General features: G+C 73.2%; 12 protein-coding genes. 5 read left to right on the forward strand and 7 right to left on the reverse strand.

Going from position 1 to position 13,991, the window contains the following annotated elements:
• The first annotated feature begins 66 nt into the window (after positions 1 to 66).
• The 3 genes from ACFWHU_RS15630 (at position 67) to ACFWHU_RS15640 (ending at position 3,571) form a co-directional block, all read left to right on the forward strand.
• Positions 67 to 1,269 carry a lycopene cyclase family protein gene (locus tag ACFWHU_RS15630; protein ID WP_387225241.1) on the forward strand — a complete coding sequence of 401 codons (1,203 nt, stop codon included), beginning with the start codon at positions 67 to 69 and terminating at the stop codon, positions 1,267 to 1,269.
• A complete protein-coding gene (locus tag ACFWHU_RS15635) occupies positions 1,266 to 1,994 on the forward strand; it encodes a class I SAM-dependent methyltransferase (RefSeq protein WP_387225242.1) in 729 nt (242 codons plus the stop codon). Before ACFWHU_RS15630 ends, ACFWHU_RS15635 begins: the two co-directional genes overlap by 4 nt.
• A 62-nt stretch (positions 1,995 to 2,056) precedes the next feature.
• Positions 2,057 to 3,571 (forward strand): FAD-dependent oxidoreductase, encoded by a 1,515-nt coding sequence (locus ACFWHU_RS15640; protein WP_387225243.1) that lies wholly within the window; start codon positions 2,057 to 2,059, stop codon positions 3,569 to 3,571.
• A 4-nt stretch (positions 3,572 to 3,575) separates the two neighbouring features.
• Here the strand turns inward: ACFWHU_RS15640 and ACFWHU_RS15645 are convergent, their stop codons facing one another.
• The 4 genes from ACFWHU_RS15645 to crtI form a co-directional block, all read right to left on the reverse strand.
• Positions 3,576 to 4,034, reverse strand: coding sequence for a DUF6234 family protein (locus tag ACFWHU_RS15645; RefSeq protein ID WP_387225244.1), 459 nt, complete (start codon positions 4,032 to 4,034; stop codon positions 3,576 to 3,578).
• 294 nt (positions 4,035 to 4,328) lie between these two features.
• Positions 4,329 to 5,378, reverse strand: a complete 1,050-nt coding sequence (locus ACFWHU_RS15650; protein WP_387225245.1) for a DUF5914 domain-containing protein — start codon at positions 5,376 to 5,378, stop codon at positions 4,329 to 4,331.
• Positions 5,375 to 6,328, reverse strand: a complete 954-nt coding sequence (locus tag ACFWHU_RS15655) for a phytoene/squalene synthase family protein (protein WP_387225246.1) — start codon at positions 6,326 to 6,328, stop codon at positions 5,375 to 5,377. The genes ACFWHU_RS15650 and ACFWHU_RS15655 overlap by 4 nt, the downstream gene beginning before the upstream one ends.
• Positions 6,325 to 7,893, reverse strand: a complete 1,569-nt coding sequence (gene crtI, locus ACFWHU_RS15660; protein ID WP_385803297.1) for a phytoene desaturase family protein — start codon at positions 7,891 to 7,893, stop codon at positions 6,325 to 6,327. Before crtI ends, ACFWHU_RS15655 begins: the two co-directional genes overlap by 4 nt.
• Before the next feature lie 340 nt (positions 7,894 to 8,233).
• Between crtI and ACFWHU_RS15665 the strand changes: the two genes are divergently transcribed.
• Positions 8,234 to 9,607, forward strand: a complete 1,374-nt coding sequence (locus ACFWHU_RS15665) for a cryptochrome/photolyase family protein (protein WP_387225247.1) — start codon at positions 8,234 to 8,236, stop codon at positions 9,605 to 9,607.
• Positions 9,608 to 9,646: 39 nt separating this feature from the next.
• Here ACFWHU_RS15665 and ACFWHU_RS15670 read toward each other — a convergent pair whose 3' ends face one another.
• From ACFWHU_RS15670 to ACFWHU_RS15680, 3 genes are all read right to left on the reverse strand, one after another.
• Entirely contained in the window at positions 9,647 to 10,219 is a 573-nt protein-coding gene (locus ACFWHU_RS15670; protein WP_385803301.1) for a dihydrofolate reductase family protein, read from the reverse strand.
• A gap of 158 nt (positions 10,220 to 10,377) precedes the next feature.
• Positions 10,378 to 11,889: a hypothetical protein gene (locus ACFWHU_RS15675; RefSeq protein WP_387225248.1), complete on the reverse strand. Its 1,512-nt coding sequence runs from the start codon at positions 11,887 to 11,889 to the stop codon at positions 10,378 to 10,380.
• Positions 11,890 to 12,014: 125 nt separating this feature from the next.
• Entirely contained in the window at positions 12,015 to 12,614 is a 600-nt protein-coding gene (locus tag ACFWHU_RS15680; RefSeq protein ID WP_387225249.1) for a TetR/AcrR family transcriptional regulator, read from the reverse strand.
• 80 nt (positions 12,615 to 12,694) lie between these two features.
• Between ACFWHU_RS15680 and ACFWHU_RS15685 the strand changes: the two genes are divergently transcribed.
• Positions 12,695 to 13,975, forward strand: a complete 1,281-nt coding sequence (locus tag ACFWHU_RS15685; protein WP_387225250.1) for a beta-ketoacyl-[acyl-carrier-protein] synthase family protein — start codon at positions 12,695 to 12,697, stop codon at positions 13,973 to 13,975.
• The last annotated feature ends 16 nt before the right edge of the window (positions 13,976 to 13,991 follow it).

Genomic DNA, 13,991 nt, shown 5'->3' on the forward strand with positions numbered 1-13,991 from the left:
CAAGTCGGCCGCCGATGCGCGATGCTGACGCGGAGACATGAGAAGGCGGCGGCGCGAGGAGCGGCGGTGCGAGGGACGGACGTGATCGTCGTCGGCGCGGGCGCCGCCGGTCTCTCGCTCGCGTACCGGCTCCGTATCCCTCCCCCCGGTCACCCGGTGCCCGACGTGACGCTGATCGACGCCCCCGCCGGTCCGCTCAGACCGCCTGAGCGGACCTGGTGTTTCTGGGAGGCGTCCCCCGGCGACTTCGACGGCGCGCTGAGCGCGTCGTGGGAGTCCCTGCGCGTACGGGGGCGGGACGGGGCCGTGAGCGTGGGGCGGCCCGCTCCGTTCCGCTACAAGATGCTGCGGTCCCGGTCGTTCGAGGCGCTGCTGGCCGATCGGCTCGACGGGCCCGGGGCGCCGCGCCGCGTGACGGCGCGGATCGACCGGATCAACGACGTTGCGTCGGGCGCCGAGGTGACGGGCGTCGCCGCCGACGGAAGTGAACTGACGCTGCGGGCCCGCTGGGTGTTCGACTCGCGTCCGCCACGCGTCCTGCCGTCCGCGCGGACGACACTGCTCCAGCACTTCCGAGGCTGGTTCGTGCGGACCGAGCGGCCGGTGTTCGATCCCCGGATCGCCGATCTGATGGATTTCCGGACTCCGCAGCCCGCGCACGGGCTGTCGTTCGGGTACGTCCTGCCGACGACCGCCCATGAGGCGCTGGTCGAGTACACCGAGTTCTCCCGCACGGTACTGGACGACGCGGGCTACGAGCGGGCGCTCGCGCGCTACACCCAGGGGGTGCTGGGGCTGGGCCCCTTCGAGGTGACCGCGACCGAGCAGGGGGTCATCCCGATGACCGACGGCCGCTTCCCGCGCCGCTCGGGCCGTTCGGTGTTCCGTATCGGGACCGCCGGCGGCGCCACCCGGCCGTCGACCGGCTACACCTTCGCCGCCGTGCAGCGACAGACCCGCGCCGTCGCCGCCGCGTACTTCGGCGGACAGGTGCCCGAGCCGCCACCCGCCTACCCGGCGCGGGCCGGGGCGATGGACGCGGTGCTGCTGCGGGGGCTGGACAGCGGCCGGGTCGAGGGCGCCGAGTTCTTCGAGGGGCTGTTCCGGCACGTACCGATGGAGCGGCTGCTCCGTTTCCTCGACGGTGACACCCGCCCGTACGAGGACTTCCTGATCGGCCTGCGCACCCCTGTCGGGCCGATGCTGCGTACCGTCGCCGAACTGCCTTGGCTGCCCCGCCGGGCACCGAGAGGGAGGGCCGTCGGATGACGCTCCTGCACGACGCGGAGCTGTCTGCCGCGTTCGACCATGCCGCACTCGCCTACGACCGGCTGGTCGCGGTCAACCCCGGCTATCACGCGCACCTCAGGCGCTCCGCCCGGCGCTTGCGACCGCCCCGTGGCGGCGCCGGACTGCGGCTGCTGGACCTGGGCTGCGGAACGGGCGCGTCGACTGCCGCTCTGCTGGCCGCCGCCCCGCACGCCGAGATCGTCGCCGTGGACGCGTCGGCCGGGATGTTGGAGCGAGCGGCCACCAAGTCGTGGCCGGGGAGCGTCTCGTTCGTCCACGCGCCCGTGGAGCGGCTGGCGGAGTCGGGTGTCACCGGTCCGTTCGACGGCGCCTTCGCCGCGTACCTCTTCCGGAACCTCACCGCCCCGGACCGGGCGCTCGCTCTCGTACGGTCCCTGCTGGCGCCGGGCGGCCGGATCGGGGTGCACGAGTACGCGCTCGGCGGGCGCGCCGTGGACCGCGCGGTCTGGACGGCGGTCTGCAAGGGCGTCGTGCTGCCCGCGGGGCGGCTCGCCGGTGACGCGGACCTCTACCGCCATCTGTGGCGCAGCGTGGTCGAGTTCGACACCGCGCCGGCGTTCGGTGACCGGCTGCGGCGCGCCGGGTTCGGGGGCGTCCGGGTGCTGCCGATGCCGGGCTGGCAGACGGGCATCGCGCACACCTTCGTGGGCAGGCGCGTGGCGGAGAGCGGGGACGCGCGGTGACGGCCGGGGACCGGACGGACGGGGGCCGTGCTCCGCGCCGGGGCCGGGATCGCCGCGCCCGGGTGGTCCGACCGGCGCCGGGGCGCGACCGGTTCGGCGGCGGCGCCGCACCGGACGTGGCGGTCGTCGGGGGCGGCATCGCGGGACTCGCCGCCGCCACCGGGCTCGCGGAGCGCGGGGTGGGCGTCACGCTGTACGAGCGTGAACAGGGTCTCGGCGGGCGCCTGGCGGGATGGCCCGTCACGCTGGCGGACGGTTCGACGGCCACCATGAGCCGGGGTTTCCACGCCTTCTTCCGGCAGTACTACAACCTCCGGGGTCTGCTCCGGCGTGCCGATCCCGGCCTCGGCATGCTCTCCGGGCTGCCGGACTATCCGCTGCGCCACGGCGGCGGTCGGGAACTGTACGACAGCTTCGCGCGCGTCCCCCGCACACCGCCGTGGAGCGCGCTGGGATTCGTCGCGCTCAGCCCCAGCTTCGGCCTGCGCGATCTGGCAAGAATGGATCCGAGGGCCGCGCTGCCCCTCCTCGATGTGCGAGTGCCGCGGGTGTACGAGGAGTTGGACGGGGTCAGCGCCGAGGACTTCCTGTCCGGGATCCGCTTTCCCGAGGCGGCGCGGCATCTGGCGTTCGAGGTGTTCTCCCGCAGCTTCTTCTCCGATCCGGGTGAACTGTCCGCCGCCGAACTGGTGTTGATGTTCCACATCTACTTCCTCGGGTCGAGCGAGGGGTTGCTGTTCGATGTGCCGGACGAGCCCTTCCCGGCCGCTCTGTGGGAGCCGCTCGGCTCCTATCTCACGGGGCTCGGGGTCGGGTTGCGCACCGGTACGGCGGTGGACGAGGTGGCCCCGGCGCCCGGCGGTGGTCTGACGGTGGCGGCGGACGGGCGGCCGCGGCGGTACGACGCGGTGGTGCTCGCGCTGGACAGCGGCGGGCTGCGCCAAGTGGTCGCCGAATCGGCTGAGTTGTGCGATCGGGGGTGGCGGGCCCGGATCGGCAGGCTGCGCGACGCCCCGCCGTTCCTGGTGTCGCGGCTGTGGCTGGACTGTCCGGTGGCGGCGGACCGGCCCGGTTTCCTCGGGACCAGCGGTTTCGGCGGGCTCGACAACGTGAGCGTGCTGGACCGGTGGGAGGGCGAGGCGGCGCGGTGGGCGGCCAGGACCGGCGGCTCGGTGGTCGAGCTGCACGCGTACGCCGTCGCCCCCGGCGCCGACCGGGCCGCCCAACAGCGGCTGCTGGTCGAGCAGTTGCACCGGGTGTATCCGGAGACGCGGTCCGCGAGAACCGTCGATGCGCGGCACGAGTGGCGGTCGGACTGTCCGCTGTTCCCGGTGGGTGGCTACGGTGACCGCCCCACGGTCCGCACGCCCGACCCGGACGTCGTGGTGGCGGGCGACGTGGTCCGTACGGATCTCCCGGTGGCGCTCATGGAACGCGCCGCGACCACGGGCTTTCTGGCCGCCAACGCGCTGCTGGAGCGGTGGGGCGTACGCGGTCAGACGCTGTGGACCGTGCCGGACAGGGGCCGGTCGGCGGGGCTGCGGGCGCTCGTGCGGCTGGCGCGGCGCAGCGCCTGACCGGTCATCCGCCGTATCGCGCGCACTCGCTGTTGTCGCCGCCGCTGCGGCAGCCCACGGGCCCGCTCGGGGCGGGGACGGGACGGTCCTTCTCGTCCTGGTGGGATTGCAGCGCGGCTCCTGCAACGAAGGCGAAGACGATGAGGACGGCCATCGCGCCCTGACTCACCGCGGTGACCGTGGCCCGCGCGCGGGAGGCGATCACCGCGGCCACGAACGCCAGTACGCCGACTCCGCCGAGGGCGGGCAGATAGCGCCAGAGGGAGTGCGATTCGATGCTCGTGGCGGGATCCAGGTCGAAATGATCGAAGAACGGCCACAGGACGACGATCACGGCCAGCGCGATCAGCTCAAGAAGGACGAGCCCGCACGAGACCCCCACGTCGGCGCCCCGCCCCACGGGAGGCCTCACCGAGGAGTCGGAGGGATCGAAGGCCGGAGGCGCGATGGGCAGGTCGCTCATACGGCACACCCTGCCGGGCGCGTCGGCACGGGACATGAGTACGGATACCTATAGGGGCGGGTCGTCCTCGAACGCCGGACGGCCTGGAGGAGCGACCAGGTCGGCGACCTAGGGCCTGTCGTTCGGATCTTGCCGGGCTCGCGGGGTCTGGCACGCACGCCCGCCGCGTTGTCGTCGGTCGCCAACGCTCCGCGTTGTCTCCCTCCTCCGCCTCGCGACCGCACGCACCAACGCGGACATCAGCCGCCGGCGCCGCGGGCACTCCCTGACCCGGCCTGATCCAAACGACAGACCCTAGCCGGGGAACCGACCCGTGCTGCGCAGGTGCCAGCGGCGTTCCGCGTAGGCGAGGTCGTCGCGCCACAGGCGGCCGGAGACGGCGCGCATCAGTGGGCGCAGCGCGGGGGCGGCGGCCCGTGCCGCGGCGAACCCCGGGCGGTCGGACGCCGCGACGACCGCCTCGACGACGGCCGTCCGCGGCCGGCCGCGGTCGTCGTGGCCGACCGGGGTGGCGTGGGTCTCCACGACGGAGCCCCGGCCCTCGCCCTCGGTGATGCGCATGACGACCGTGCGCGGTCCGGGCGCCGTGAAGACCGCGCGGACGGGCACCACGGCCCGCCCGGCCACCTTGAAGGACACGTCCACGGCGAAGCCGTCGCCCGCACCGGCGTCGTCTCCGTCTCCCGGCGTCGACAGGACCGTGAGATCCACGAACGAGTACGGGTGGAGCCAGGCGCCGTGCCAGGGGTCGAGCCGGTTGGCCACCACGTCCTGCGGCTCACACACCCCGAAGCCGGTGTAGACGGCGTCCACGGACCCGGCCGACTCGGGCCGGGGCGGGACGACCGGCCGGTCCGACGGGCTCTCGCCGCCCGCCCGGTCGAGCCGTACCCACGCCAACACCCCGTCGTCGTAGGCCGGGATGGGCTCCCAGCCCGCGAACGGCCCGCCGTCCAGGGCCAGTCCGTGCCAGCGGCAGATGAGCGTGCCGCAGTGCACCCGGCCGTCCTTGAGCGGCGCGCCGAGGTGGGGGCAGGCGCCGGGGCCGGCCACCAGGCGACCCGACTCGTCGCGCCACAGGACCAGTTCGACGCCCGCGACCCTACGTCCGAGCGGGCGGCCGGGCCGTACGTCGCGGGCGGCGCCGATCACGTACCAGTTGCCCGACGGCCCGGCGAGCGCCCGCTTCAGCGCCCCCGCGATGAGCGCCGGTCGGGCCTCGCGCCAACTCGGCTTCTGATCGGCCCAGTTGACGGCCCCCCGGCGCAGCCGCAACGGATACCGGCCGCGCCACCCACCGTCGCCGGGCGTACGTGCCCGCGTGCCGTCGTCGTCGGCGCTCATGCCACCCCCTCGCGCGCGGCGGCTCGGGTCCGGGCCGCCGCCACCCGTACCAGCCCGTCGACGGCGACGGCCGCCCGCCGCCGGCGCCGTACGACGGCGCGGCGGTGCAGCACTGCGTACCCCTCGTCGGCGACGGCGTCGAGGATCCCGCCGTACAGGACGAACGCGGCGCGGATACAGGGGCGGGACACCGGGTCGAGCATCCGGATGCCGGGCGCCGCCCGCCGGTAGACGCCTCGGGTCAGGTCGACGGCGGCCTTCAGCGCGGCGGTGATCCGGGGGTCCCGCGCGCCGGTGGTACGGCTCCACTCCAGCAGTTCGCGGTCGACCCCGTGCGCGGCGAGCAGATCGGCGGGGAGGTAGACCCGGCCGCGGTCGAGGTCTTCGCCGACGTCCCTGACGAAGTTGGTCAGTTGGAAGGCGACGCCGAGCGAGGCGGCGTGCGGGGCGGCCACCTCGCGCGGGACGACGGTGCCGAGAACGGGCAGCATCTGGAGGCCGATCACGGCTGCCGAGCCGTGCATGTAGCGGCGCAGATCGTCGTAGGTGGCGTAGTCCGTGACCGTGAGGTCGCTGCGCATGGCCGTCAGGAAGTCGCGGAACAGCCGGTGGTCGATGCCGTACGTCGTCGCCGTGTGGGCGAGCGCCCTGATCACGGGTTCGCGGCTGCGGCCCGAGCGGAGCCCGTCCGCCAACCGCGCCTGAAGCGCGTCGAGTTGGTCCGCGCGCTCGGCGGTGGTGGCGGGTCTGTCGAGGTCGTCGACGATGTCGTCGGCCCAGCGGGCGAAGCCGTAGAGCGCGTGGACGGCGGGGCGCCGTTCGACGGGCAGGAGGCGGGTGGCGAGGAAGTAGGTCTTGCCGTGCCGGGCGTTGAGCCGGCGGCACCGGGCGTAGGCGACGCGCAGATACGGGTCGCCGATGCCGGCGGCGTCGAGTTCACGGTCGGTCATGCGCGCCGTCCTTTCGGTACACGGACGGCCGCCCCGGTACCGGAACCGGTGACGCGGGCGGCGGCGAGCTTGCCGGAGATCAGCACGGTGGGGACGCCCACTCCGGGGGTGGTGCCGCATCCGGCGAGCACCGCGTTCGTGGTGCCGCGCACCAGATTGCGCGGGCGGAAGGGGCCGGTCTGCGCGAACGTGTGGGCGGCGGAGAACGGGGTCCCCGCCGCGTGTCCCTCGGCGGCCCAGTCGGCGGGGGTGACGAGGCACTCCTCCTCGATGGCGGCGCCGAGTCCGTCCAGCCCCCGGCGTTCGAGCTCGGTGAGGAGGCTGTCGCGGTAGCGGGGGCCGAGGTCCGCCCACTCCTGGACGCCGGGCCCGATGCGGGTGTTGGGGCAGGGCGCCAGGATGTAGTGCAGGTGGCGGCCGGGCGGGGCGAGGCCGGGGTCGGTGGCCGTGGGACGGGTGATGAGCAGGGACGGGTCGCTCATGAGGCTCCCGGTGTGCGTCAGTTCCCGGAACGTGCGCTTCCAGGCGTGTCCGAACGAGATGGTGTGGTGGCCGAGTCCCGGCCAGGTGCGGTCGGTGCCGACATGCAGGATCACGGCGGACGGCGAGAACCGCAGCGGCACCGGGCGGCGTGGCGGGCGGCCGAGCAGCCTGTAGGTGACGGGCAGGTCGGGCGTGAGGACGACCGCGTCGCAGGGGATGCGTACCTGGTCGTCGCCGTGGCCGGTGATGACGGCCGTGATCCGGTCGCCGGATCCTCCTCCCGCTCCCCCGCCGGATCCACCGCCCGACCGCTCCAGGCGTGTGACGTCGTGGCCGTAGCGGAAGTCGGCGCCCGCGTCCGCCGCCGCGTCGGCCATGGCGCGGGGCAGGGCGTGCATGCCGCCGCGCGGGAAGCAGACCCCGGCGACGGTGTCCATGTAGGCGATGACGGCGTACGCGGCCAGGGCCTTGGCGGGCGGGATTCCGGCGTACAGGGCCTGGAAGGAGAAGACCCTGCGCAGGCGTTCGTCCGCGATGAACGACCCGATGCGGGCGTCGAGGCGGCCGAAGCCGCCGAGCGCCGCGAGGCGTACGAGGTCGGGGTGGAGAAGGGACAGCGGCGAGTCGAAGTTGGCGTCGATGAAGCGGCGGGTCTGTACCGCGTACAGCTTCTCCAGCCAGTGGCGCAGCCGCCGGTAGCCGTGCGCTTCGCGGGATCCCGCGAAGCGTTCGACCTCGGCGGCCATCGCGTCGGCGCCGGTGTGGACGTCGAGCGCGCTGCCGTCGGCGAACCGCGCCCGGTAGGCGGGGTGCAGGGGGATGAGGTCGAGCCGGTCGGCGAGCTTGTCGCCGACGGCGGCGAAGGCCTCCTCGACGAGGTCGGGCATGGTGAGGACGGTGGGGCCGGTGTCCATGTGATAGCCGCCGCGCTCCAGGCGACCGGCCCGGCCGCCGGGCCGGGTACCCCGGTCGACGACCGTGACGGCGCGTCCGGCGCCGAGAAGATGCAGGGCCGCGGAGAGCCCGGCGAGTCCGGCGCCGACCACGACGACGTGGTCGGTGGGTCCGTCGAGTGTCCTCATCGGCCGCTCCCGAGGGGCCGCGCGACCCGCTGTCGTCCTCCCGAGAAGGGTGGCCCCGTCTCACTGCCGCGCATCGCGTCTCCTCTCCTCGCGCCGGACGGCCGGGTGCACCGTTCATTCGGATCGGAAGCGGAGTTCGGACGTGCGGTCCCCGGCGCGGCTGATGACGCCTCAGTCCACCATGATCATGAGCCACACGCCGGACAACCCGTCAGCGGTGCGTCTCTTCGGGTGAACCGGCCGACCCGATGGCGGGGTGGGTGGTGCCCGCACCGCATGCTGACGCCTTGAGCAGACAGAGATACGGGCACGAGTGGTCCGTACGAGGGGAAGTGGCTCCATGACCGTCTCGGTCGTCCTGTTCACCAGCGACCTGCGTTTGCACGACAACCCCACCCTGCACGCGGCCGTCACCGGCGCCGACGAGGTGGTGCCGCTGTTCGTGCTCGACGAGGCGATCGTGTCGGCCGGGTTCGCCGCCCCCAACCGGCGTGCGTTCCTCGCCGACTGTCTGACCGATCTCGACGCCGGGCTCCGTGCGCGCGGCGGCCGGCTCGTCGTGCGTACGGGCGATGTCGTGGCCCAGACCCTCGAGGTCGCGGCCGAGACCGGCGCGGACGAGGTGCGGACGGCCGGCGGAGTCAGCCGCTACGCCCAGCGGCGCGAGGAACGGCTGCGTCTCGCGCTGGAGTCCGACGGCCGTCGGCTGCACGTCCACGACGCCACGCTCACGGCGCTCCCGCCGGGCGCCGTCACACCGGCCGGCTCGGATCACTTCGCGGTCTTCACCCCCTACTTCCGCCACTGGTCGCGGGAACGTCTGCGCGACGTGCTCGCCGCGCCCCGGACGGTACGGGTCCCGGCAGGGGTCGGCTCCGACCGCGTACCGGCGCGCGCGGACACCTCGGGTGTCTCGGAGGGTCTCGCCGAGGGAGGCGAGAGCGCGGGCCGTAAACGCTTCGCCGCCTGGAAGCGCGGCGGGCTCGCGACGTACGAGAGCGGTCACGACGACCTGGCCGGTGACGTCACCTCTCGGCTCTCGCCGCATCTGCACTTCGGCTCCCTCTCCCCCACCGAGCTCGTCCAGCGGGCGCGCCGGGCGGGCGGTGGGGGCGCCGAGGCGTTCGTACGGCAGTTGTGCTGGCGGGACTTCCACCACCAGGTGCTGGCGGCCCGCCCCGACGCCTCGTCGGCCGACTACCGCACCAAGCACGACCGTTGGCGGTCCGTGGAGTCCGCCGGCGAGGAGATCGAGGCGTGGAAGGCGGGCCGTACCGGCTATCCGGTGGTGGACGCCGCGATGCGCCAGCTGCTCCACGAGGGGTGGATGCACAACCGGGGCAGGCTGCTGACCGCGAGCTTCCTCACCAAGACGCTGTACGTGGACTGGCGGATCGGCGCGCGCCATTTCCTGGAGCTGCTGGTGGACGGCGACATCGCCAACAATCAGCTCAACTGGCAGTGGATGGCGGGTACGGGCACGGACTCGCGCCCCAACCGGGTGCTCAACCCGGTGATCCAGGGCAAGCGTTACGACCCGGACGGCCGCTACGTACGCCGATGGGTGCCCGAGCTGAACGGGCTGGCGGGCGCGGCCGTCCACGAGCCGTGGAAGCTTCCGGGGCGCGAGCGGGCCCGGTACGACTACCCGGACCCGCTCGTGGAACTGTCCGAGGGCCGGGACCGCTTCCAGCGGGCTCGCGGGAAGGACTGAGCCCGCGCCGATCACGCGGACGGCCCGGCCGGAGCGCCGTCAGCGGATCACGTCGAACACGTTCTTCTGAAGACCATTGGGGTACACCTCGTGCTCGACGAGCCGCAGCTTCTTGGTGTCGTTGTCCGTCTCGCTGAACAGCCGCTTGCCCGCGCCGAGCAGGAGCGGGAAGACGAGCAGGTGGTATCGGTCGATCAGACCGGCGTCCGAGAGGCTCCGGTTGAGGGCGGCGCTGCCGTGGATGATGATCGGGCCGCCCTCGGTCTCCTTGAGCTTTGCGACCTCGTCGAGCGATCTCAGGATCGCGGTCGGGCCCCAGTCCGTCACCAGTTCGTCGTCGGTGAGGGTGGTGGAGACGACGTACTTCGGCATCACCTTGTACGAGGAGAACTCCTCCATGCCGGGCCAGACCGGGCTGAACGCCTCGTAGCTGGTGCGGCCCAGCAGCATGGCCGTGGCCTCCTCCTGCTCCCGGCCCTTGATCTCGTATGCCTCCGGGACGAACTCGACGTCCTTGAAGGTCCAGCCCGAGTTCCGGTAACCGGGCTCGCCGCCCGGGGCTTCCACGACGCCGTCGAGCGAGACGAAAGCGGTGCTGATCAGGGTGCGCATCGAAGCTCTCCTAGGTGGTCCGTGTTCTGGTTCTCAAACGCTTACTACAGACCTCCGGTCACGGAGAAACTCATCGGTGCCCGCTCAGGCGGCGGAAGACGGTCCGAGAGTTCGCGGCCGGGCCGTGGCGCGCACGCACCACGGCCCGGCCGCGCCCGTCAGACGCCCGGTTCGGCCCGGGCGGACGGGGACAGATACACACGGCAGTTGCGCAGGCCCGGCAGGTCCGGGATCCGCTCGACCCGCCAGTCGCGCGCGTACGCCGGGGGCCCTGCCCGTCCCGCCACGACGAAAGCCACCGGCTTCTCGCGCGCCGCTGCCACGAGTTCACCGGGGGTGATGCTTCCGTCGTGACCGCCGGTCTGCCGCGAGGCGCAACCGATCCGGAAGGCGACCCTGATGGCCTCCGTACCGCTGACCACACATGGCGGCGTGACGCCCTGACGTGTGAACTCGGCGGCGATCCGGTCGAACTTGCCCCGGTCGACACGGCTGCGCTCGGCCCGGTCGGCGACGACGGACCCCTGGACCCAAAGATGTGCGACCGCCGCCGCCACGAGCAGGACCACAAGCGGTCCGCGGGGCCGCGCGGTCCTGACGAGCCAGGTCAGGAACAGCGCGGTGGGCAGTGCGAGGAGCGCGTAGACGGGGAGCAGGAAACGCGGCGCGGCGTATCCGATCAGGAGCAGGTACTGCGCGGCCATCGACAGACCGACCAGGGTCGGCACCAGTACGAGCGGCAGCCGCCGCAGGCGTGCGGCGACCAGTACTCCGCCGAGGGTGAGCAGCGGGAGGGCGAACCACCAGATCGCGGTGGCCGGCCGCCGCCAACGGACATCACAGGGACGGCAGAGCAACCGTCCGTCGAGCGAGCGCATATGGTCGCCGAAGACGAGATTCCAGCCCAGATGGCCCTGGATCTCGCTGGCCCGCGCGAGCCGCGTGAAGAGACCGCCGTAACTGACGTACGCCTCGATGATCCACTCCGCGCAGCCGACGGCCCCGCCCGCGGCGAGCGCCGCCAGGAGGGCCCACCGGCGCCATCGCCGGACGGCGAGCGCGATGAGGGCCATCGGCGCGGTGAGCCAGAAGGCGTCGGTGGGGCGCATGAGCGCGACGAAGGCCACCGCGACGCCGAGCCCGATGAGGGCCGTACGGTCGGTCCGGTCGCGTGCGGCCCGAAGGAAGAGGCCGACGGCGCAGAGGCAGCCGAGGGCGACCCAGAGGTTCGGCATGACCTGCGGCCCGTAGTAGACGGTGATCCACAGTCCGGCGAACAGGGCGCCGGCGAGGGCGAGTACGGATGCGGGGAGCAGGCGTCGCCACACCCAGAGGGCGAGGAAGAGTCCGGCGCCGGAGAGCAGCGCCAGATAGACGCGGAGCACCTCGATGGAGGAGGTGAGCGAGGTCACCGGCGCGATGAGGAAGGTGATGCCCCGCGCGCGGGGGGCGCTGAAGAACGCGGTGTCGGAGGCGGCGCGGCTGACTTGGCTGGTGTACACGGTCTCGTCCCAGCCGAGCCCGGATCCCGGTACGACGAAGACGAGTTGAACGATCGTGTACACGCTCGCGACGACCGCCAGCCAGAGGAGACCGACGTCGGCCGTCCGGTCCCGGGCCGGGCGGCTCGTCTCTCGCAGGCCGGTCGCGACGGCCTTGGTCTGTGTCATGGCCCAACGCTGCCTGGCGGTGGCTACCGGGCCGACGGGACACGCCACGGGGCGAATATTAAGAAATCGCATCTAAAACATACGATTCACCCGATGGGCGTGTATCCCGGCATCGGTGCCCGCCCTCAGGACGAAGTCATCCGGCGCGCCAACTGGACGATATGGGCCCGCAGATCGGCGTCGGCGTCAGCAGCACGGGGTTCGGCGTCGGTGTCGGCGGCCGGGCCCAGGATCAGGCGGGTGATCTGCGGGAACGCGGTCGGCAGGATCGCGAGACCGATGAGTGCGAGGAGCGTGCTCGCCGCCTCGCTCTCGGACTCGGTGCCCAGGGCGTCGGAGAGGGTCTTGACCATGTCCCGGTAGTGGGCGGTGCGCGGCTGCTCGTTGGGGAGTCCGCCCCGGTCGTAGTGCAGGGCCTCCCACATCATCAGGCGCAGCAGTTGAGGGTTGCGCCGGTGCAGGTCGTAGATCCGGCCGGCGTACTCGGCCGGATCGCCGGACGGTGGCCCCAGCAGTTCGGCGTGCTCGGTCAGGGCCTCGGAGATGACGGCGGCGAACAACTTCTCCTTGCTGCCGAAGTAGCCGTAGATCCGTTCCTTGCTGACACCCGCCTGCTCGGCGATCCGGCCGACGCGTGCGCCGCCCATGCCGTGGGCGGCGAATTCGTCGCGGGCGGCGGCCAGCAGCCGGGCGCGGGTTCCTACCAGTTGATCGGTACGGGGCATGGCGGAACTCTACATTGCCGACCAGACGGTTGGTTGGCTACGGTTCCGATCATGAAGGCGACGCGAGGAGAGCTGGACCGATGACCGACGCGATGACCGACGGACGGACGGATGGGCGGGCGGATGGACGGGCGGACGAAGGGGGCGTGCCGGACACGGAGGTATGGGTGACCGGCCTCGGGGCGACCACGCCGCTGGGTGGTGACGTGGCGACCACATGGGCCGCCATGCTGGCCGGGGAGAACGGGGTCGGCGTACTCGACGACGACTGGGCGGCCGGGCTGCCCGTCCGCCTGGCGGCCCGGCTGCGGGTGGACCCGGCGACGGCGCTGGCGCGGACCGAGGCCCGCCGGCTGGACCGGTGCGAGCAGGCCGCGCTGGTCGCCGCCCGCGAGGCATGGGCCGACGCGGCGCGTCCGGAGGCCGATCCGGAGCGGGTCGCGGTCGTGATCGGGACGGGCGTCGGAGGCGTACTGTCCCTGCTCGGCCAGGACGACATCCTGGAGCGGTCCGGGCCGCGCAAGGTCTCGCCGCACACCGTCCCCATGCTGATGGCCAACGGGCCCGCGGCATGGGTGAGCATCGATCTGGGGGCACTCGGCGGGGCGCACACGCCGGTGAGCGCGTGCGCGTCCGGGGCGGAGGCCGTCGCCATGGGGCTCGATCTGATCCGGCTCGGCCGCGCCGACGTGGTCGTGGCGGGCGGCGCGGAGGCGTGTCTGCACGGGCTGCCGCTGGCGGGGTTCGCGCGGATGATGGCGCTGTCCACGGCCAACGACGATCCGGCGGGGGCGTCGCGCCCCTTCGACGCGGCACGTGACGGCTTCGTCCTGGGCGAGGGCGCCGCCGTACTGGTGTTGGAGCGCGCGGAGTTCGCCCGCTCGCGCGGCGCCCGCGCCCACGGGGCGCTCGTCGGCGCCGGGGTGACCTCCAGCGGTCGGCACATCACCGCATCGGACACCACGGGGCAGGTGCGGGCCATCCGTACGGCCCTGAGGTCGGGCGGCCTCTCCCCGCGCGACGTCGGACTCGTGCACGCGCACGCGACGTCGACCCCGCAGGGTGACGTGGCGGAGGCGGACGCCGTCGCCGAGGCCGTCGGCAGGCACCCGGCCGTCACCGCGACCAAGTCGATGACGGGCCATCTGCTCGGGGCTTCCGGGGCCTTGGGGGCGATGGCGACGGTGCTCGCGCTGCGGGACGGGACGGTGCCGGCCACCAGGAACCTGGACACGCTCGACCCGGCGATCGACCTGGACGTCGTCTCCGGCGGTCCGCGCCGGGGCGCCTGGACGGCGGGGGTCGCCAATTCCTTCGGCTTCGGGGGCCACAACGTGTCGCTGGCGTTCACGGCGACGTGACCTTCGTTGGACACGC

It is taken from the genome of Streptomyces sp. NPDC060366 (assembly GCF_042725135.1).
Classification (GTDB): domain Bacteria; phylum Actinomycetota; class Actinomycetes; order Streptomycetales; family Streptomycetaceae; genus Streptomyces.